This window comes from Microbacterium sp. NPDC056736 (assembly GCF_042790415.1).
Taxonomy (GTDB): Bacteria; Actinomycetota; Actinomycetes; order Actinomycetales; family Microbacteriaceae; genus Microbacterium.
In genome coordinates this window covers 34650-54955 of record NZ_JBHTZE010000011.1, presented here as the reverse complement: position 1 = coordinate 54955, position 20306 = coordinate 34650, and the positions used below count along the sequence as shown (strand labels likewise).

The window sequence follows — 20306 nt, the reverse complement described above, 5'->3', positions numbered from 1 at the left end:
TGTCGTCCCGAGGGCATCGCGCGATGCGATACATTTCGGACGGATGCCGCGTGCCCGGCGCGGGAAGGATGCCCATGAGCGGTGTGGAGATCGATGCGCTGCCCGTCGGCGTCGTCCGCGTGGACCGCGACGAGCGCGTGGTGGAGGCCAACGCCTGGTTCCGTCGATGGCTGGCGGAGGAGCCCACCGGCCGGCTGCTGAGCGAGATCCTGGTCCCGGTCCCCGATTTCCTCGAGGGCGCCGGCCGCTCCTCCAGGATGATGTCGTGCCCCGGTCATCCGGAGCGTGCCGTCCTCGTCACGCGTGCGGAGGACGCCGACGGTGCAGTGCTGACGGTGATGGAGGCCGCCGACCGCTATGCGTCCGGCACCCGCCTGCGCAATCTGCACGGCCTGGCCGACCGCACGCAGAGCCGGCTGCAGCTGATCATGGACGCGTCCATCGCCTTCGCCGCCGCGACGACGGAGGAGCGTCTCAGCCGGGTCCTCGCCGACACGGCGTCGCAGGCGTACCGCGCCGAGGAGTCCGTCGTCATGCTGTTCTCCGAGAGCGGGGTGCTGCGGCGGACGGCCGGCACGAACCCGTTCGAGCACACGATCCCCGAGTTCACGATCTCGGCACGCGTGCGGCAGATGCGCGAGGTCGTGAAGATCAGCGGTGAGGCCGACGCCGAACGCCTTTCCCCCTCCCTCGCGGAGGCGATGCGCACGGCCGGCGTGCAGGCGGCGATCGTCGCGCCGCTGCACCTCGAGGACGTCTCGCTCGGCCTCTTCGCGTGTTTCTTCCGGCATCCGCGCGTGTTCGACGACGAGGCATCCCCTCTCGCGGAGGCCCTCGCGGGCCAGGCCGCGCAGAAGCTCGCGACGCTGAGGCTCGAGCGCCGCCTGCAGCACGCGGCGATGCACGACGACATCACCGACCTCCCCAACCGGCGCAGCCTCGAGGATCTGCCGTCGCTCGGCGACCACACGCCCGCGTCGGTGATCTTCATCGACCTGGACGGCTTCAAGGAGGTCAACGACACCCTCGGCCACGACCGTGGCGACGAGGTGCTCCGCGAGGTCGCGCGCCGGCTGCAGGAGAACCTCCGCGAGGGCGACGTCGTCGCCCGGTACGGGGGCGACGAGTTCGTGGTCGTGTGCGGGGCGGATGCCGCAGCCGCCGTCGAGATCGCCGAGAGGGTGCGCGCCGCCGTGGGGGAGGAGTACACGTTCCTGCCCGCGTCGCTGCCGATCGCCGCGAGCATCGGCGTCGCGACCGCCCGTGTGGGCGACGGCCTGCTCAACGTCGACCGCCTCATCCGGCGGGCGGACCAGGCGATGTACGCCGCGAAGAACAGCGGCGGCAATCAGGTGGCCATCGCGGACTGAGCCCGCGGTCGGCTCGTTCGGCGGGTGCGGGCTCCGGTGAGTCAGAGCGGGTGCCCTTGTGCGTCGGTGTGATCGCGCTGGGTGGAGAACTTCGAGACGAACACGAGCCAGCTGCCGTCGGACTGCTGCGTCGCCACGGCGCCGTCCTGCCAGATGCCGTTCTCGGCCCACCACGGGGATCCGGCGGGGTCGCCCTGGTTCTGGTGCACGTTGTGCATGCCCTGTATCGAGGTCGGCGCGGCGCCCTCGGGGAACGGCTCTCCCCACACGAGGGTGACCGCACCCGGGCGCAGGGTCGTCTCCAGCGCCTCCGAGGCTTCGAGATGATCGCCCGAGCGCCAGGGCCGGAGGGCCGGGATCCAGAACCACGAGCGTGCGGCCGGCACGGCGCCGCTCACGCGGAGGAGCCGCAGCAGGAACCGCCGCATCCCGACGACGCGCAGAGCCGGATGCCGGATGACGTCGATCGCACCCGTCCCGGGCGCCGACGCCAGCGCGGTGAACCCGGACGCGGGTGCCGCAGGCCACCCGAGCGCCGCCCCGCCCGCGCGGACGACCTTCCACTGCACCCCTACCGCGGAGTCCTTGCTGTCGACGTCGACGGCGACCCGGAAGTCGCGCCCGCCGCTGCGCACCCTGAGGTTGACGTGCCGCCAGCGCCCGAAGTCGTCGGGGTCGTCGCGGTGGTGCGCGACGAGGGTTCCGCTGAGGACTCCATACTGTGTGAACGGCATGTCTGGAAGAGCCGCCCGGCGGCTGCGGTGATACCGGCGCGCCGGAGGGGCGGGCCGATCGCGTGCAAGAAGCGCCACGGGACTCGGTTATGATTGCTGGGTGCATCCGTGCCCATGCGGTCGGATGCCTGGAGACGTCGCATAGTCAGGCCTAGTGCACCACCCTGCTAAGGTGGAGTCCCCTTACGGGGACCGAGGGTTCAAATCCCTCCGTCTCCGCCACTTTTCGCCCGATTTGACGTCGTTCTGAGGCGTATCCAGGCGAACTCGTTCCCGGCGGATCCGTTTCGTTCCGTTTCAGAAGTGGGCACGAACTGGGCGGAGGATGTCCCGGTCGGCGGGGAGATCGACGCACCTGTCCAGGACTCTGGGCTTACTGCGCCCCTTCTTGGCTGTTGCCTGAGCAACTTGCGCTCCAGAGGTGAGCTCTGCGCCACTCGCCCACCCGCTGCCCACCGATGAGACGGAGGGGTATTGGTTTGCGTCTCCACGAAGCGCGCTCCGGTGCGTGTGTCCGGTCCGCGCGATTAGGGCGGCCCGCCGCGCATCTCCGGGAGCGGGGACAATCGGGCGCCGCAGGCGGCTGCCATTCAAAGCGCCGGCGCTTCGGCAGTGCAGCTTCCACCAGTCGGTCGGAGGCTAAGCCTGTGGGCACGGCCGGGCGCTCGACGACCGCCCAACATGCGATCGGCTAGCCATCCGGCCAACTGTCGAGCAGGGACGGGCATCCTGCTTCGCGATCGTCGCAGAGGATCCGCTCAGACTTGGCCGGCGGGGCGGAGGAGGATCTCGTTGATGGCGAGGTGGCGTGGCCGGGTGATCGTGAAGCTGATGATCTCGGCGATGTCGTCTGCGGTGACTTCGGCGTGGCTGTACATTTCGTTGACTGCCGCGTTCGTGTCGGCGTGGGTGATGTGGGTGGGCAGTTCGGTGGCGACGACACCGGGCTCGATGAGGGTGACGCGCACACCCGGGAGAAGCTCCTGCCGTAGCGACTCGGACCATCCGTTGAGGCCCCATTTGGTAGCGGCGTAGACGCCGTTGCCGGCGCGGGCGGTGCGTCCGGCGACGGAAGAGATGTTGATGATGTCGCCGCGGTCACTGGCCTTGATCTGTTCGAGGAACACCTCGGTGACGGTGATCGCGCCGAGGAGGTTCACTTCGATCATCTGCCGGTAGTCGTCGCGCTGGTCCGCAGAGAACGGGCCGAGCAGCATGACGCCGGCGTTGTTGACCAGGACGTCCGCGCCGCCGAGGCTTTGTACCTGTTCGGCTGCGGCGAGCAGCGTGTCACGATCGGTGACGTCCGCGGCGATCGCGGTGGCCCGGTCGCTGAGTTCTGCAGCGAGTTGGTTGATGCGTTCGGTGCGGCGGGCGAGGAGGACGACGTGGTAGCCGGCGGCGTGGAGGGCGCGTGCAGTGGCTGCGCCGATACCGGATGAGGCTCCGGTGACGACGGCGATGGGTGCGGTCATGAGGGCTCCTGGGGTCAGTCGGTGAAGACGGTCTTGGCGACCTGGATGGCGGACATGGCCTTGGGCCAGCCAGCGTAGAAGGCGAGGTGGATGATCGCTTCTTTGAGCTCGTCTTCGGTGAGCCCGTTGTCGCGGGCGAGACGGAGATGGTTGGGCAGTTGCTCGAACGCGCCGCTTGCGACCAGGGCGGCGACGGTGATGAGGCTGCGGTCGCGTCGGTTCAGTTCGGGGCGTGCCCAGACGTCGCCGAACAGGACTGTGTCGGTGAGGTCGACGAGCTTGGGGGCGAAGTTGCCGATCGCGCGCTGTGCGGGGGTGGGTTCGGTCATGGGTTCATTCCTTCTCGGCCGTGCGTGCGGCCTCGTGGTATTCGTGGTCGGTGACGTGTTCTGCCCAGGTGACGGCGGGGCCGTCGCCGTGGGGGACGGTGTCGGATAGAGCCAGGTGGGTCATCGGCTCGTCGGGGGTGGCGCCGTGCCAGTGCCACTGCCCGGCGGGGGTGTGCACGGTTTGACCTGGGTGGGCGATGATCGTTTCGCCGTCTCGGGAGTGCACGATCGCGACGCCGTCGAGGATGCGCAGGGTCTGGCCGCGGGCGTGGACGTGCCAGGCGGTGTGCGCACCTGCCGCGAAGTGGACGATTCCGCCGCTCACCAGCGGCGGCTCATCGCCGCCGGGAATCGCCTCCACCCGTACGTCTCCGGTGAACCTCTCCGTGGCTCCCTGGCTGGCGGGAGTTTGCTCAGACAGGTGCATCACGGCACGGTCTTCGGCGTCGCGGCGAGGCTGCCGAGCAGCCGCAGGCGCTCGGCGGTGGGAGAGCCGGGCTCGACGGTGCACGCGTACATGATCAGCCCGTCCGTTCCCGGCAGGTCGAACGCCTCGTACTCGAACGCGAGATCTCCCACGATCGGGTGGTGGATGCGTTTGGTGCCGTTTCGGTGGAAGCGGACGTCGTGCGCCGCCCACAGGGTGCGGAACACGTCGCTGCGAGTGACGAGTTCGCCGATGAGGTCGGTGAGCGCCTTGTCGTGCGGATTCTTCCCGGCGTCGATCCGCAGCGATGCGACGATGCTGCGCGCCCCGGCCTCCCAGTCGGGGTAGTAGACGTGCGAGGCGGGGTTCAGGAACGCGAAGCGAGCGTTGTTGCGACCGTTGGCGGGGTCGTCGATGATCGGCGCGAACACCGCAGCCCCGAGCGCGTTCGTCGCCACGATGTCCTTGCGCGTGTTCGACACATATGTGGGAGTATCGGTGATCGTGTCGAGGAACCGGTGGAGGGTCGGGCGCACGGGCGCGGTGGCCTTTCGCGGCCGCTTGCGGACCGGGCTGAGGGGCGCCGCGGCGCGGGCGAGGTCCTGCAGGTGTGTGATCTCGGCTTCGTCGAGCTGCAGCGCGCGGGCGAGTGCGTCGAGGACTTCCGCAGAGACGCCTGACAGGTTTCCGCGCTCCATCTTGGCGTAGTAGTCCACGCTCATCCCGGCCAGCAGCGCGACCTCTTCCCGGCGCAGCCCCGCCACCCGCCGTCTTCCGCCGCCGATTATCCCGGCCTGTTCAGGGGTGAGGCGGGCACGCCGGGTCGTCAAGAACTCCCGCACCTCGGTCTGGTTGTCCATACGGTTCATGCTCCGTCTCACCTGCCGGGAAGGACACCAGGCAGCGTTCTCCCCGTGCGGGTCACTCTTCGGGGATGTCGCGGCCGAAGGTTTCGAGGGTGATCGCCTCGGGTTCGGGGCCGCCGCGGACGCCCTTGTCGAGGGCGTCGATGCGGTGCAGCTCGTCGTCGGTGAGGATGAAGTCGAACACGTCGAAGTTCTCACGGATGCGCTCTGGCTTGACGGACTTCGGGATCGCGGAGCGACCCTCCTGCAGGTGCCAGCGGATCATCACCTGCGCCGCCGTCTTCCCGTGTCGTTCCCCGATCTCAACGATGCTCGGGTCGGTGAACGTGCTCGTCGCCGTCTCGCCACGGTAGGAGGTGATCCCGCCGATCGGAGACCACGCCTGGGTCAGGGTGCCGCGCTCGGAGTCGGCTGCCTGCACGTCCTGCTGGGTGAAGAACGGGTGCACCTCGATCTGGTTCACCGCAGGCACCACCTCGGTTTCCGCGAGGAGCGTGTCGAGATGGGAGCGCATGAAGTTGCTCACCCCGATCGCACGGACCTTGCCGTCAGCGAGGAGTGATTCGAGCGCGCGATAGGCAGCGAGGGTCTTGTCGAACTCGCCCGGGAGCGCCTGGTGCAGCAGGAGCAGGTCGATCTGGTCGATGCCGAGCTTGCGGACGCTCTTCTCGAACGCATGCAGCGTCTGGTCGTATCCGTAGTCGCTGATCCACACCTTCGTCTCGATGAACACCTCATCGCGGGCAAGCCCGGACTCGCGGATCGCGTCGCCCACACCGCGCTCGTTGCCGTACGCCGCGGCCGTGTCGATCAGCCGATACCCGGTCTGCAGGGCCTCGGTCACCGCATCCTTCGTCTCCGCCGGCGGGGTCTGGAAGACACCGAAGCCGAGGGCGGGCATCACCACCCCGTTGTTCAAAGTCACTGTGCTCATGACCCCGACACTAGGCGCGCCGCAACACGGGTGGGAGTGACTGTCAGTACACGGATAACCCGTCACTGCCACCGTGCACCGTTCGCGCGTGGAATGGTTCCCATGACGTCGACGAACCCCTCGAGCACGACCGCGACCCGTTCGGTGCACCCTGCCGTGATTCTCGGGATCGTCCTGGTCAGCTACTTCATGATCGTGCTGGACAACTCGATCGTGTTCACCGGATTGTCGCGGATCCGTACCGAGCTCGACTTCACCACCGCAGGCCTCTCGTGGGTTCAGACCGCCTACGCGCTGGTGTTCGGCGGACTGCTGTTGCTTGCCGCGCGAGCCGGCGACCTCGTCGGCAGGCGCCGGTTGTTCGTCATCGGCCTCGCGATCTTCTCTCTCGCGTCGCTGTCGATCGGCCTGGCACCGACTGCGGAATGGCTGATCGCCTCCCGCGCCGTCCAGGGCATCGGATCGGCGATTCTCGCCCCGACATCGCTGGCGCTTCTGACGACCACATTCCCCGAAGGACCTGCCCGCACCCGCGCAGTCGCCGCGTACGGATCGACCGCCGGTATCGGGGCGAGCCTGGGATTGGTCGTCGGCGGGCTGCTCGCCGACGTCGCATCGTGGCGGGTCGGCTTCCTGATGAACGTCCCGATCGGCGCCGCTCTGCTGATCGCCACCCTCGTCTTCGTGCGGGAAACCCCGCGCACCGGCGGCCGCTTCGACGTCGCCGGCGCCGTCACTTCCACGCTGGGCATGACCGCTCTCGTGTATGGCATCACCCGCACCGCGGACGCCGGGTGGACCGACCCGGTCGCCCTGACTTCCATCGCGGTGGGGCTCGTCGTCATCGCCGGGTTCATCGTGATCGAATGGCGTGCTCCGCAGCCGATCCTGCCGCTCAGGGTGCTCGCCGACCCGGTCCGGGGCGGCGCGTTCCTGGCCCGCATGCTGTTCGCCGGCGCCATCTTCGGCTACTTCTTCTTCGCCTCCCAATACATGCAAGGCGTTCTCGGATTCACCCCACTGCTCGCGGGCCTGGGATTCCTCCCGATGACGGCCGTCCAATTCGCACTGTCCCTCACCGTCCCTCGCCTCACCCGCCGCTACGGCAACAGCACCCTCGTCGCCACCGGCCTTGCGATCACCCTCGCCGGGATGATCTGGATCAGCTTCGTCAGCCCGGACAGCGACTACTGGACCGCCCTCGCCTTGCCCATGCTGCTCCTCGGCGCCGGGCAAGGCATGGGATTCGCCCCTCTCACCGCCGCCGGCGTCACCCGCATCGAACTCCGCGACGCCGGTGCGGCCGCGGGCACCGTCAACGTCGCCCACCAGCTCGGTGGGGCACTCGGCGTCAGCGTCATGGTCGCCGTCGCGACCACCGGCATCATCGGCACCGATCCAGCATCGATCGCTGCCGAGGCGTCCACCGGGCTCGCGACCGGCGCCGTCCTGCTCGCGCTGGCACTGACCTCGGCCCTGCTCCTGATCGTCCGCCGACACAGGGGCCAGGAACCGGCGTCCTCCATGGCGAATCGAGGGAAGGACCGGTGATCAGCCGGCGCGCCGCCCTCACCACGATGCTCGGCGCCGCCGGCGGTATCTTCCTCACCGCGTGCACCCCGCAGCCGGCGCAGAACACCCCGACCTCCCGACCGCAAGGATCCTCGATGCCCACCTCGACACAGAACCGCGCCCTCCTGGTCTACTTCTCCCGCGCCGGAGAGAACTACTCCTACGGCGAGCGCGAGAACCTGGAGGTCGGCAACACGAAAATCGCGGCCGGCATCATCCGCGACCTGATCGACATCGACGAGTACGAGATCCTCGCCGCCGACCCCTACCCCGACGACTACGAAGCAACAGTCCAACGCAACGTGCGCGAGGAACGAGACGACGCGCGCCCCGCGATCGCCGCGGCACTGCCGGATCTCGACGCGTACGACACGATCCTGCTCGGAAGTCCCGTCTGGAACGTCCAGGCCCCCATGATCATGCGCACCTTCGTCGAGTCAGTCGACCTGACCGGCAAGACCGTCCACCCCTTCGTCACCTACGCGGTCAGCCGCATGGGCCGCGTCCGCGACGACTATGCCGAGATGCTCCCGGACACGATCGTCACCGAAGGACTCGCCATCCAAGGTGAAACCGTACGAGAAGCTCGCGCCGACATCCGACGATGGCTTCAGGCGATCGGGCGTGTCTGAACCCGCACGCGGCGCGTCCCGTCAGTGCCGCGGTCGGATGGCGCATAACGATGCACGGCTGCGCTCCTTGACCGCGCACTGCGCGCGAGCGGACCCGCTACCGTCCGACTCCGTCGACGCGCCGAGTCGCCACCCTCAGCCGGAATCAGCGCGCGGAGCGATCGGGTGCGGAGCAGCCGACTGATGTTCCTTCCGACTGCGAACTGCGGGTATCTCGCGCGCCCGCCGCGTGCTCGACGGCATCTCGTCGCGGGCGCGTCTCGACATCTACCGCTCGAGCGACGCCAGCGCCTCGATCACCAGGTCGTGATCGGCACTCATCGAATTGGTGAGACCCGAGACCGCCACCACTCCAACGAGGTTGTCGCCGACGCGAAGAGGCAATGCGCCGCCCGCTACCGCGAACTCCCTCGGGTCGAGCCAGTCGTGGTTTCGACCGCTGACCCGGTACTGCAGCGCCACTTCGAGGCTGGGTGCGTCATGACGCAGCACGGTATTCCGCTTTCGTCGCAGCCAGTCGTCGTGCTCGGCTGTCGTGCCGGCGAAGGCAACGTGGAATACCCGTTGCTCTCCGAGGAAGACGGCGATCGCTACGGGATGCTCCGCGGCCTCGGCGAGGCGCGCGACGGCGGCTCCGATTTTCCGTGCCTCGGCGTGGTCGAGAGCGGGGAAGGTGCAGATCCCTCGCTGCGCCTGAAGCTTCGAGATCGTGTCTTCGAAGTTGGCGGTGTCGGTCATGTCGGTCCTCATCATTGGTTGCGGAAGGCGGCGTCGAAGGACGCTTCAGGGCCCGGCCAGAGCAGGGATCGGACGATGCCGACGGCCTCGGCGGCACCGTGGAAGCGGTCCATGCCGGCGTCCTCCCACTCGATCGAGATCGGGCCTGTGTAGCCGATCGCGTCGAGCGCGCGGAACGAGTCCTCCCAGGGCACGTCGCCGTGCCCGGTGGCGACGAAGTCCCAGCCGCGGCGCGGATCGCCCCAGGGCAGGTGGGAGCCGAGCACACCCGCGCGGCCGTTGCGCGGCCGCATCCGTGTGTCCTTGCAGTCGACGTGGTAGATGCGGTCCTGGAAGTCCCAGATGAACCCGACCGGGTCGATGTTCTGCCACATCATGTGCGACGGGTCCCAATTGAACCCGAATGCCTCGCGATGCTCGATAGCCTCGAGAGCTCGCACCGAGCTCCAATAGTCGTACGCGATCTCGCCGGGATGTACCTCGTGCGCGAACCGCACGCCCTCGCCGTCGAATACGTCGAGGATCGGGTTCCAGCGCGCGGCGAAGTCCTCGAAGCCGCCCTCGATCACGGATGCCGGCACCGGCGGAAACATCGCCAGGTACGGCCAGATGCTCGCCCCCGTGAACCCGACCACGACCTCGATGCGCAGCTTGCGGGCTACTCGTGCGGACCGCTTCATGTCTTCGGCGGCGCGCTGCCGCACCCCTTCCGCGTCTCCGTCGCCCCACACGTATTCGCGCAGGATCGCCTGGTGGCGGAAGTCGATCGGCGCGTCGCACACCGCTTGACCGGCGAGGTGGTTCGAGATCGCGAACGCCTTCAGCCCGTGACGATCCAGGATCTCGAGCCGCGACTTCGCATAGGCGTCATCTTCGTCGGCGCGCTGCAGATCGAGATGATCGCCGGAGGCCGCGATCTCGAGGCCGTCGTACCCCCATGATGCCGCCAGTCGCGCGACCTCCTCGAACGGCAGGTCCGCCCACTGCCCGGTGAACAGGGTGACCGCATGCTCAGCCACGTCGCGCTCCCGCCGCCGGTCCGGTCGTCGCATCGTGGCCGCCGCGTCCGGCGATCGCGCGAGTGATCGCCGCCGGGCCGAGCGCCCGCTCGATGGCGAGCACGAGTGCGCCTCCGACTCCGGATTCGACACCGCGTACCGGGCCCGAGATCGCGAGGTTTCGGGTGGCGAGCGGCAGGGCGCGGTCATAGACCACGCCGCGGATGCACGACAGGATCGATTCGTGCGCGAGGGCGACCGGCCCGCCGATGACGACTCGCGCCGGGTTGGCGAAGTGCACGAGGTCCGCGATCACTCCACCGATGACGGCGGCCGATTCCCTGCCGGCCCGAACTGCGCGTTCGTCGCCGTGGCGCAGACGAACCAGGAAGTCCGCGACATCCGCTACGTCGCCCGAACTGTCAGAGGATGCTTCGGCCATCGCGGAGGCGGAGGCGACCGCCTCGAGGCATCCGTACTGCCCGCACACGCACGGCACGTCCGCGGCGCCCGCGACCCGGATGTGTCCGATGTCGCCGGCTGCTCCGTCGGAGCCTTCATACAGCTGCCCGTCCGACTGCACGAGGCCCCCGCCGATGCCGACGTCGACCAGGACGTAGAGGAGGGGGCTCTGGTCGGCGGGAAGCGCTCGAGCTTCGCCGAGCGCGCGCAGGTTGACATCGTTCTCGAGGACGACGTCGCACTGCAGCTGGGCACTGAGGAAGTCGGCGACCGGATACCCGTCCCAGCCGGGCATGACGGGCGGGCGCACAGGGACGCCGCGATGCGTGTCGATAGGCCCCGGCAGGCCCAGGCCGACGGCTCGCAGTTGCGGGCTGTCGGAACCCGTCAGGTCGCGGTAGACCTCGACTAGATCGCCGAGCACTGCCTCCGGCCCGTCTGACATGTCGATGGTCAGCACGCGTGAGGCGAGAAGGCGTTGTCCCATGTCGTAGACATGCACCCTCGCGCGGGAGACGTTGTACTCCGCGGCGAGGATGACGCCCGATCGGGGGTCGATTTCGAGACGGTCGGCGGGCCTGCCGCGCCCTGGCGTCGTCCGTTGACCTGCGATCCGTACCAGCCCCGCTTCCGCGAGAGTCTGCAGTCCGAGCCCCACGGCCGAGCGTGACAGCCCCGTCTGCGCGACGAGGTCGACCTTGGTGTTCGCCGCAGCGCACGAGATCAGCTTCGCCAATGTGCTCGCCGTCTCCTCAGCGCTCACCCGTGCCGACGCGGGGGGAGTGACGAAGCGATAGGGGGACCGACGCTCGGTGCGAAGGTCGGCGAAGGTGTCGGCGGCACTCAATGTGTCGTCACTCCGAGCTCGTGGCGTGCTCGCTCCAGCACGCCGATCGTGGCGATCGTCTCGACATGTGGGTGAAGCGGCGACTCGACGAGATCACGCGCGATGTAGTCGGCCGCGTGCACCGCCTGCCACGCGAGTCCGTCGGGACCGGGCAGCGTCTGGTCGATCCATACGCCCTGGCCGTGGCGCCCGTCGACGATCACCGTGTTGCCGAGCACGAACTGGTCGGCGATCTCGATCGTGCCCTCGGTTCCCGTGATGATCGCCCGGTTCGATGGGGCCGAGACGAACGAAGCCGATGCGGAAGCGCTCGCGGTGGCGAATTCGATCTCGACGGATGCTTCGACATCCACCCCGGAGGGCCCGACGACGCCGGTCGTTGAGATGCGGGAGGGGAGTCCGAGGTGGCGAACGGCGATGTCGACGCTGTAGATCCCCATCTCGAACAGCACTCCGCCGTCGAGCGTGGGGTCGAACTGGCGGCGTGTGGAACCGATGTCGCTGACGTGTCCGAGCGCAGCCTCGACTCTGAGGGGAGTGCCGATGTCGCCGCGCGCGATGACCGCCCTCACGACCGCTGACTTCGGCTGATACCGCGTCCAGGTGGCGTCGAGTGCGAGCAGACCTCGCTCCCGCGCGAGCTCGAGGATGCGCCGGGCATCCTCGGCCGTCGTCGCGAACGGCTTCTCGACCAGAACGTGCCGCCCGGCGCGCAGACACTCCTCGGCGATCGCCGCGTGCGTGCTGTTGGGTGTCGCGATGTAGACGATGTCGACGGACTCGTCTTCCAGCAGGGCCTCGACGGTCGGATGCGTCCGCGGGATGCCTTCACGTTCCGCGAATTCGCGGGCTCGCTCGGGTCGCCCCGATACCACGGCCTGCACGCGGTGATCGGTGTGCCTGTGCAGACCGGTGACGAACCAGCCCGCTGCCAGGCCGGCGCCCACGGTTCCCCATCGGAGCGGGGGGCCGCCACGGAGAGGGGGCATCTCGGGGTTGTCGATCAGGAGCACCGGTTTCTCGCCTTCGAGTCTGTGGATGGATCGCGGGGTCAAGCGATCTTGACGCACCGCCACGATGACATCCAAGGACTCATTAAGGCTTTCTCAGTTCAAAATTTGACACATAACGACGCGAATAATGCCGAAATCTTTCTCGAATGATCCTTGAACGATCGTTGATACCGCCGACGATGCCGACCTATCGTTGCCCCGCGTTCAATTCGAACCAGTTCCACCCGATCGAGGATGCCGGGAGTGCGTCACACGGGCTGGGAACTCGAGCGTCTTGCTCATCACAGAGAGGTGGAGGGACAGCATGACCAAGCCAGGAGGATTCCGTGCCATCGGAGTCTCGCTCGCCGTCGTCGCGGCGGCAGTCGCCGGCCTGACGGGATGCCAGGCGGACCCGTCGGGTGCCGGTGGCGATGAACAGATCACACTGCAGTTCTGGAACTGGATGGTCCCGTGGGAGTCCGAGTTGCAGGGTGCGATCGACGAGTTCGAGGCGGAGAACCCGAACGTGACCGTCGAGATGCAGCAGTACGCCTTCGCGGAGTACGTCCCGGCACTGCAGGCCCGATTGCAGGCCGACGACGATCCCGCGGTCTACATGCCAGCGGCGCTCGCGCTGCAGCTTGCTGAGGCGGGGCGGACGCTCGATCTAAAGGCGGAGCTCGGAGATGAGTTCATCGATCAGTTCTATCCGTCGACGAATCGCCAGGCCGAGTATGACGGCGGGCAGTACGCCGTGCCGTGGGCGGCGCAGATGTTCGGTCTGTACTACAACAAGACCGTCTTCGCGGAGCACGGCTGGGAGGAGCCCGAGACCTGGGACGATCTGATCGCGCTCGCGCAGCAGATCCGCGCGGAGTCCGACCTCAACCCGGTGGCGATCGTGGGGAACAACCCCAGCCAGCTCGCGGACTTCTTCTGGCCCCTCATCTCGCAGGTGGAGGACGACACCGAGCTGGCCTACGCGCTGGACGCGCTGACGGATCCGGACGTGTCATGGGACAGCGAGCCGGTGATCAGCGCGCTCACCCAGCTCCAGGAGGTCGTCGACGGCGGCGTCTTCGACCCCGGCGTGCTCAGCGTCGACCAGGATGCCGCCTACGCGTCGTTCTACACGGGCAAGTCGGCGATGTTCTACTTCTCGTCGAGCGGCCTCACCGGGCTCGAGCAGGCTGCGCCCGACTTCGTCCAGCACGACCTCGGCGTCTTCAAGAACCCGGCGTGGTCGTCGGGGGACCGTCACTGGACGGGCAACCAGGCGGGTTACACCCTCTCGGTGAGCGCCAACCTCGATGACGCGACCAAGCAGGCTGCGCTGGACTTTCTCGCGTTCCTGTATGAGCCCGAGCGCTACGAGGCGATGCAGAACCGGATGGTGTCGCTGCCGGCGACGGTTGCCTCTGCCGAGGGCATCGAGAACCCGTTCGTCCAGGAGTTCGCGGGATGGCTGCTCGACGGCGACGGTGCTCCGCACATCTCCTTCGGCACCGGCACCGGCGATGCGGTGGGCACGGGCGTCACCAAGATCTTCGGCGGCCAGGGAACTCCTGAAGACGTCGCAGAGGAGATCCAGCGCGCGGTCGAGCAGGCCCGGGCGCTGTAGGCGAGACGAGCACTGACATGACCATGACACTGCCCACCACTGAGCGTGTCGTCACCGGGGGGCGTCGCAGCGGACTGCCGCGCGCCCCCCGCGCCGCGGGCGCCTCGCGGCGCTCCGCCACCGGATGGCTGTTCGTCGCCCCGGCGATGGTGCTGTTCGGAACGTTCACGCTGTACCCCATCGTGCAGATGGTCTATCTGTCGATGACCTCGTCGAACGGCTTCGGCGCAACGAAGTTCGTCGGGTTGCGGAACTTCGTGACCATGGTGAACGACCCGATCTTCCTGCAGGCCGCGGGGAACACGATCGTCTACACCGTGGCGACCACCGTGCTCCTCACCGTCTTCCCGCTCGCACTCGCGCTGATCATCCATTACGGTCCGCGCCGCAGCGGCGCCCTCTACCGGACGCTGTTCTTCATCCCCGCCGCGATCTCCCTCACCGTCACCGGCATGCTGTGGCGGCTCGGGCTCAACAACGAGATGGGCTTCGTCGCCAAGATCATGGATGCCGTCGGGCTAGGTGCACTCGTGCACCCGTGGCTCGGCGACCCGGCGACAGTCCTCCCCGTGATCATCCTCGTCACGCTGTGGCAGTCCTGCGGACTGTTCATGCTGATCATCTACGCGGGCCTCGGCAACATCGATCCGTCGATCGAGGAGAGCGCCCGCATGGATGGCGCTGGCAAGTTCCGGGAGGCGTGGAGCATCACCATCCCCATGCTCCGGCCGGTCATCGGCGTGGTCGTCATGCTCAATGTGATCCACGGACTCAAGGTTTTCGACCTCAACTGGGTAATGGCCAAAGGCGGACCCCTGCACGCGTCGGAGACGTTCAGCACCTACACGTACCTCCTCACGTTCGGCAACGCGTCCGGCGCGACATCGGCCTTCGGATACGGGTCGGCAATCTCCCTCGTGGTGTTCGTCGTTACCGGTGTCGTCACGCTCATCCAGTACCGATTCCGGAAGGCCCCGCTATGACCGTCGACGTGGCGCACCGTCGCCCCACGCGTGCGAAGATCCGCCCCACCCGCATCATCTGGCACCTCGCGCTCATCGTGCTCGCGGCGTTCGCGATGATCCCGCTGCTGTGGATGGTCGCGACCTCTCTGCGTGAACCCCAGACCGTGTTCGGCGGGCCGCTCATCCCCGAGAAGATCGTCTTCGACGGGTACATCACCGCGCTCGTTGAGATGGGAATCTGGCGCAACTTCCTCAACAGCGTGCTGGTCACCGGGCTCGCGCTGGTTCTGATCGTCGTCTGCTCGACGCTCGCCGGATACGCGTTCGCTCGTATCCGGTTCCGGGGCCGGCCGCTGATGTTCGCCCTGATCATCAGCGCGCTGTTCGTACCCGGCGTCGCCACGCTGATCCCGATCTACATCGAGCTGAAGTCCATGGGACTGCTCGGCACGCACGCCGGACTGATCCTCGTGTACGCCGCGGGCGGGATCCCGTTCTCGGCGTTCCTGATGACGACCTTCTTCGAGGCCCTGCCGAACGAGCTCGCCGAGGCGGCGCGGATCGACGGCGCCAACGAGTGGCAGATCTTCCGCAGAGTCATGCTTCCCCTGGCGGCACCGGGCGTGGCGACGATCGCCATCTTCCAGATGCTCAACATCTGGAACGACCTGCTGCTGTCGAGCGCGCTCGTACCGGCCCCCGCACTGCAGACGCTGCAGCCCGCGGCGAACCGGCTCGTCGGGGAGTTCGCGACCGACTACGCGGGCCTCACCGCATCGATGACCCTCAGCATCCTGCCGATGGTCATCCTCTACATCATCTTCCAGAAGTGGTTCGTCCGCGGGCTGACTGCCGGAGCCGTCAAATGACGGAGCCGGCGGCCCACGCTGCGAATCGATCGACCCGACCAGGAACGGACACCATGACCACTCAGACGGAAACCGGATACGAGTCCCTCTTCAACGGAGAGGACCTGGACGGATGGTTCGCGACACCCCGGGTCTACGGCCCGATGTGGATCGGCGGTCCGACCCTGCGCGAGCTCCAAGCCGACCGCCCCGCTGGTGCACGGTTCACAGACGAGTACTTCGACGCCGCGCCGAATCGCCCCGCGGCGTGGACCGTCGAGGACGGCGCGATCGTTGGGCGCCAGGACGAACCCGGCAGCGGGTTCGGCGGATTCCTCCTCACAGAGCGCACCTTCGGAGACTTCGAGCTCGTGCTCGAGGCCAACCCCGACTGGCCCGCCGATTCCGGCATCCTCGTGCGCAAGACCCGCGACTCGTGGCGAGGATTCCAGATACTCGTGGACCACCGAAAGTCCGGTTCGATCGGCGGGTACTACGGCAACGGGCTCGGCGGGTTCCACGCGGTCTCCTTCAACCTGGACGCCGACCTGGACGAGGACGGCCAGCTGGTCCGGCTGCGTGAGGAGGACCCGGCGACCACCCTCGAGCCGCTCGACGGCAAGCATGAGCTGCTGACCTACGGCGCCACAGCAGACGAGTTCCTCGCCGCGTGGAACCCCGGCGGCTGGAACGAACTCCGTATCCGAGTGGTGGGCCTCAAGCCCGTCATCACGACGTGGATCAACGGAGTCAAGATCTCGGAGATCGATCTGGCCCATCTGGACTTCCCGAACTACGACGCCGACGCCGTCGCCGAGACGCTCGGTTCACGCGGCCATATCGCCCTCGAGGTGCACGACACCGACCCGAAGATGGGTGAGGCGCGCTGGGGGCGCGACTCCGCATGCCGCTGGCGCAACATCCGGGTCAAGGAGCTCTCCTGATGCCTGCTCCCGGCCGCGGCGCCGGACGCAAGGATCTGCAGCCTGGCCAGGTCTCGCAGCTGCGAGTGCATGACCTCGCCACAGGGACGGACCGGCTCGTCCTCCAGACCGATGAGCTGATCGAGGCGCCGAACTGGACGCCCGACGACCGGCTGGTGGTCAACGGAGGCGGATGCCTCTGGCAGATCCCGGCAGTGGGAGGTGAGCTGGCCCACATCGGCACAGGGGAGATCCGAACGGTCAACAACGATCACGTGCTGTCTCCTGACGGCACCGCCATCTACTTCAGCGCGGCCGGACACCTATACCGCATCCCGATCGGCGGCGGGAATCCCGTCCAGGTGTCCAACGACCAGCCGGACGGGTCGGGCTATACCTACTGGTTGCACGGAATCACACCGGACGGGGGCACGCTCGCCTACGTCGCGGTGGAACCGCTCGGGGACGACCCACGCGGGCGGCGCAACCTGGCGACCATCCCCGCCGCCGGCGGACCCGATCGGCTGCTCTCCGACGGTGCTGTGCCCTTCGACGGTCCGGAGTACTCGCCTGACGGAGTCTGGCTGTACTACAACTCGGAGGAGGCCGCCCGCACGCCGGGTCATGCACAGCTGTTCCGAATGCCGGCGGAGGGAGGGGCAGCGGAACAGCTCACCTTCGACGAACGGGTGAACTGGTTCCCCCATCTCGATCCGCAAGGCGAGTCCGTGCTCTACATCAGCTACGAGCCCGGCACCGTGAGTCACCCCGCAGACGTCGACGTGACCCTGCGGATCGTCCCGGTCTCGGGCGGTGAGCCCCGCGACGTCGTCCACCTGTTCGGCGGGCAGGGGACGCTCAACGTCAACAGCTGGGCTCCGGACTCGTCGGCATTCGCGTACGTCGCTTATCCCTTCGCCGAGTCCGCATGATCCGGGAGTGCACGAAATGACTATCGCCACCACGACTCCGCGCGTCGCGATCGCGGGCACCGGAATGATCGGCAAGGTCCACCTGGACTCGGCCCGAGCCGCCGGCGCAGAGGTGGTCGGCGTGCTCGGTTCGTCGCCCTCCCGTGGTGAGGATGCGGCGCGACAGTGGGGTGTCGCGCGGGCGTTCCGGTCGCTCGACGATGCACTGGACTCGAGGATCGACGTGCTGCACGTGTGCAGCCCGAATGACACCCACCGCGACTATGCCGTTGCGGCGATGAAGCGCGGCATCCATGTGATCTGCGAGAAGCCGCTCGCCACCTCGGCATCCGACGCGCAGCAGATGGTCGAGATCGCGCAGGCCGCCGGCGTGGTCACCGCCGTCCCCTTCGTCTACCGGTACCACCCGCTCGTGCGCGAGATCCGCGCGAGACGCATCGCGGGCGAGTTCGGCGAACTCCTCCTCGCGCACGGTTCCTATCTGCAGGACTGGCTGGTCGCGCCGTCCTCTTCCAGTTGGCGCGTCGATGCCGCGGTCGGTGGCCGGTCGCGGGCATTCGCCGACATCGGCTCACACTGGTGCGATCTGGTCGAGTTCCTGACCGGGGAAGAGATCGTCACGGTGCAGGCCCGCACCTCGATCGCCTACGAACAGAGGCCCCGGACGGGAGGGGCTTCGTTCTCCGGATCCGCCACCGGGGAGATGATGACGGTGCGCACCGAAGACACCGCCGTCGCCACCTTCACCACCGCACGGGGGATGCTCGTCAACACCGTCATCTCGCAGGTGGCGGCCGGACGCAAGAACCGTCTCTGGATAGAACTGGACGGCAGCCTCGGCAGTGCCGTGTTCGATCAGGAGAACCCTAACTCGGTCTGGCTGGGCCGGGAGGACGGCGCCGTGATCGTGCAGCGGGGGGATCCATCGGCGTCAGCGCAGCAGGCGAGGCTGAATCGCGTTCCCGCCGGACACCCTCAGGGGTACGCCGACGCCTTCAGGGCCTTCATCGCAGATGTGTACAGCGCCACCCGCGGTGAGGCGCCCGAAGGACTTCCCACGTTCGCGGACGGCCTTCGCGCGGTGCAGCTCACGCAGGCCGTGCTGGACTCGGCGCAGTCATGTGCGGCTCACGACGTGGCCGCGGGCGCGCTCCTGCCCTCGTTCTGACCACGCTCAGACGAGGTGTGCGGCGGATGCCGCCTCGACTCCTGCGAGGCTCTCTGCGGACAGCGACTCCTCGAGGGCGAGGATGAGTCCGCCGCGCAGTCCGGCCGATTCGCCGAGCACCGAGGCGGCGATGGTTAGGTTGCGCGTGGCCAGGGGCAGACCCGTCTCGTAGATGACGCCTCGGATCGTCGCCAGGATGGCATCCGATGCCTCGAGGATCGTGCCGCCGACGATGATGCGCGCGGGATTGAGCACCAGCAGGATCTCGGTGAGCGCCGCGCCGAGTACCCTGGCCGCGTCGGTCGCGATCCGCGTGGCATCAAGGTCGCGAAGCCGGAGCGCGCGGAAGAACTCCGCTTCGCCGTCTTCCGAGCGCGCGGGATCGAGCGCCTGCCAGCGCTCGATCATCGCCGCGACGGAGCCGTGCGTCGACACGTGGTCCGTACCCCCGCACGAACAGGGGCGACCCTCCTGAACGGTCGACCGCATGTGGCTGATCTCACCGGCCGCTCCGTCGACCCCTGAAAAGATCTCAGCGGCGCCATCGGTGAACCCTGCGCCGACTCCCTGTTCCAACCGCACGTACACCAGGGGCGTCTCGGACGGCGGGAGGGAGCGAGCCTCGCCGAGGGCTCGCAGGTCGGACTCGTTTCGAAGGATCACGGGGCACCCCAGGACGCCTCGCAGCTCCCGCTCGAGTGCGAAGCCGTCCCACCCCTCCATGAACGGCGGCCCGACCACCATTCCGCGATTGACGTCGACGGGCGCACTGACGCCCACAGTGGCGAACCGCAGACTCGGCACGTGCGGGATCGTGTCGATTGCGCTCCGCACCACCTTTGCGATCTCGTCGACGACGTGGCGGGGATCGTCGGCCAGTGTGGCCGGGATCACCGACGAGGCGACTTCGGCCTGGCCGTAGTCGTACAGCGCGACCCTCGTGAACGGTCGGTCGATCTCCACCGACACGATGACCCCGAACCCGGGTGCAATGCTGATCCGCTCGCCCGGGCGCCCGCGACCGATCTGCTGCAGATGTCCGTCGATCGCCAGCAGGCCGATCCCCTGAAGCGCGTTCAAGCCGGTCGTGACTGTGGATCGCGCGAGCCCGGTCTCGCGCACCAGGTCTGCGCGCGTCTCCGCAGAACCGGAAGCGATCATCCGCGCCATGATGCTCGCGGACTGCTCGACGCTGATCCTCGCCGAGAGCTGCGGCGCGGATAGCCGCGCACGCGCATTTCGTGTGCTACTCGACACTAATTCGGTCACGCGAGGACTATATCCTGCGTGCTGCAAACAGTCTTGAAGGATGCCATTGATACGGCCGCGCGTATGCGCGTTAGCAACTCGGCTCTGGTGCATCACCCGCCGACGGATCGGTGAGAGCGAGCACGACGACTGGGCGCACACGAGCCGCCTGACAGAGAGCATGCACGACGGAGGCCCTGACCGTGCCTATGCGCGCAGGAG

At 67.8% G+C, this 20306-nt stretch carries 20 protein-coding genes and 1 tRNA gene; 10 read left to right on the top strand and 11 right to left on the bottom strand.

The genetic code is table 11. The features are described from left to right. The first annotated feature begins 74 nt into the window (after nt 1-74). The gene (locus ACFRAL_RS16970; RefSeq protein ID WP_378885223.1) at nt 75-1370 is read left to right on the top strand and encodes a diguanylate cyclase; all 1296 of its coding nucleotides are present in this window, start codon (nt 75-77) and stop codon (nt 1368-1370) included. 41 nt (nt 1371-1411) lie between these two features. Here ACFRAL_RS16970 and ACFRAL_RS16965 read toward each other — a convergent pair whose 3' ends face one another. After that, the gene (locus ACFRAL_RS16965) at nt 1412-2104 is read right to left on the bottom strand and encodes a DUF2278 family protein (RefSeq protein WP_378885221.1); all 693 of its coding nucleotides are present in this window, start codon (nt 2102-2104) and stop codon (nt 1412-1414) included. A gap of 130 nt (nt 2105-2234) precedes the next feature. Between ACFRAL_RS16965 and ACFRAL_RS16960 the strand changes: the two genes are divergently transcribed. After that, nucleotides 2235-2326 (top strand) — tRNA-Ser (locus tag ACFRAL_RS16960). 536 nt (nt 2327-2862) lie between these two features. Here the strand turns inward: ACFRAL_RS16960 and ACFRAL_RS16955 are convergent. From ACFRAL_RS16955 to ACFRAL_RS16935, 5 genes are all read right to left on the bottom strand, one after another. Continuing rightward, entirely contained in the window at nt 2863-3579 is a 717-nt protein-coding gene (locus ACFRAL_RS16955) for an SDR family oxidoreductase (protein ID WP_378885218.1), read from the bottom strand. Between the two features lie 14 nt (nt 3580-3593). Continuing rightward, the gene (locus ACFRAL_RS16950; RefSeq protein WP_378885215.1) at nt 3594-3908 is read right to left on the bottom strand and encodes a carboxymuconolactone decarboxylase family protein; all 315 of its coding nucleotides are present in this window, start codon (nt 3906-3908) and stop codon (nt 3594-3596) included. A 4-nt stretch (nt 3909-3912) separates the two neighbouring features. Next, the gene (locus ACFRAL_RS16945; RefSeq protein WP_378885213.1) at nt 3913-4269 is read right to left on the bottom strand and encodes a cupin domain-containing protein; all 357 of its coding nucleotides are present in this window, start codon (nt 4267-4269) and stop codon (nt 3913-3915) included. Between the two features lie 65 nt (nt 4270-4334). Continuing rightward, the gene (locus ACFRAL_RS16940; protein WP_378885210.1) at nt 4335-5195 is read right to left on the bottom strand and encodes a helix-turn-helix domain-containing protein; all 861 of its coding nucleotides are present in this window, start codon (nt 5193-5195) and stop codon (nt 4335-4337) included. Between the two features lie 61 nt (nt 5196-5256). Then, nucleotides 5257-6135, bottom strand: coding sequence for an aldo/keto reductase (locus ACFRAL_RS16935; RefSeq protein ID WP_378885207.1), 879 nt, complete (start codon nt 6133-6135; stop codon nt 5257-5259). A gap of 102 nt (nt 6136-6237) precedes the next feature. Between ACFRAL_RS16935 and ACFRAL_RS16930 the strand changes: the two genes are divergently transcribed. Both ACFRAL_RS16930 and ACFRAL_RS16925 read left to right on the top strand, forming a co-directional pair. Next, nucleotides 6238-7686, top strand: coding sequence for an MFS transporter (locus ACFRAL_RS16930; protein ID WP_378885204.1), 1449 nt, complete (start codon nt 6238-6240; stop codon nt 7684-7686). A 116-nt stretch (nt 7687-7802) separates the two neighbouring features. Then, the gene (locus ACFRAL_RS16925; protein ID WP_378885201.1) at nt 7803-8339 is read left to right on the top strand and encodes a flavodoxin; all 537 of its coding nucleotides are present in this window, start codon (nt 7803-7805) and stop codon (nt 8337-8339) included. 267 nt (nt 8340-8606) lie between these two features. Here ACFRAL_RS16925 and ACFRAL_RS16920 read toward each other — a convergent pair whose 3' ends face one another. From ACFRAL_RS16920 to ACFRAL_RS16905, 4 genes are all read right to left on the bottom strand, one after another. Further along, nucleotides 8607-9077 carry a heme-binding protein gene (locus tag ACFRAL_RS16920; RefSeq protein ID WP_378885198.1) on the bottom strand — a complete coding sequence of 157 codons (471 nt, stop codon included), beginning with the start codon at nt 9075-9077 and terminating at the stop codon, nt 8607-8609. An 11-nt stretch (nt 9078-9088) separates the two neighbouring features. After that, nucleotides 9089-10129, bottom strand: coding sequence for a sugar phosphate isomerase/epimerase family protein (locus tag ACFRAL_RS16915; RefSeq protein WP_378885195.1), 1041 nt, complete (start codon nt 10127-10129; stop codon nt 9089-9091). Next, entirely contained in the window at nt 10089-11273 is a 1185-nt protein-coding gene (locus tag ACFRAL_RS16910; RefSeq protein WP_378885192.1) for an ROK family protein, read from the bottom strand. The genes ACFRAL_RS16915 and ACFRAL_RS16910 overlap by 41 nt, the downstream gene beginning before the upstream one ends. A gap of 107 nt (nt 11274-11380) precedes the next feature. After that, nucleotides 11381-12397 carry a Gfo/Idh/MocA family protein gene (locus ACFRAL_RS16905; protein ID WP_378885190.1) on the bottom strand — a complete coding sequence of 339 codons (1017 nt, stop codon included), beginning with the start codon at nt 12395-12397 and terminating at the stop codon, nt 11381-11383. Between the two features lie 304 nt (nt 12398-12701). Here ACFRAL_RS16905 and ACFRAL_RS16900 point away from each other — a divergent pair, with 304 nt between their 5' ends. Genes ACFRAL_RS16900 through ACFRAL_RS16875 form a run of 6 tightly spaced genes read left to right on the top strand, consistent with a single transcriptional unit; the run spans nt 12702 to nt 18836 of the window. Further along, nucleotides 12702-14000 (top strand): ABC transporter substrate-binding protein, encoded by a 1299-nt coding sequence (locus ACFRAL_RS16900; protein WP_378885187.1) that lies wholly within the window; start codon nt 12702-12704, stop codon nt 13998-14000. 17 nt (nt 14001-14017) lie between these two features. Beyond that, nucleotides 14018-14983, top strand: a complete 966-nt coding sequence (locus ACFRAL_RS16895; protein ID WP_378885184.1) for a carbohydrate ABC transporter permease — start codon at nt 14018-14020, stop codon at nt 14981-14983. Further along, nucleotides 14980-15834 carry a carbohydrate ABC transporter permease gene (locus tag ACFRAL_RS16890; RefSeq protein ID WP_311294719.1) on the top strand — a complete coding sequence of 285 codons (855 nt, stop codon included), beginning with the start codon at nt 14980-14982 and terminating at the stop codon, nt 15832-15834. The genes ACFRAL_RS16895 and ACFRAL_RS16890 overlap by 4 nt, the downstream gene beginning before the upstream one ends. 53 nt (nt 15835-15887) lie before the next feature. Next, entirely contained in the window at nt 15888-16757 is an 870-nt protein-coding gene (locus ACFRAL_RS16885) for a DUF1080 domain-containing protein (protein ID WP_378885180.1), read from the top strand. Next, nucleotides 16757-17668: a TolB family protein gene (locus ACFRAL_RS16880; RefSeq protein WP_378885177.1), complete on the top strand. Its 912-nt coding sequence runs from the start codon at nt 16757-16759 to the stop codon at nt 17666-17668. Before ACFRAL_RS16885 ends, ACFRAL_RS16880 begins: the two co-directional genes overlap by 1 nt. 16 nt (nt 17669-17684) lie before the next feature. Continuing rightward, a complete protein-coding gene (locus ACFRAL_RS16875; RefSeq protein WP_378885174.1) occupies nt 17685-18836 on the top strand; it encodes a Gfo/Idh/MocA family protein in 1152 nt (383 codons plus the stop codon). Nucleotides 18837-18842: 6 nt separating this feature from the next. Here ACFRAL_RS16875 and ACFRAL_RS16870 read toward each other — a convergent pair whose 3' ends face one another. Further along, the gene (locus ACFRAL_RS16870; RefSeq protein ID WP_378885255.1) at nt 18843-20198 is read right to left on the bottom strand and encodes an ROK family protein; all 1356 of its coding nucleotides are present in this window, start codon (nt 20196-20198) and stop codon (nt 18843-18845) included. Nucleotides 20199-20306 lie beyond the last annotated feature (108 nt).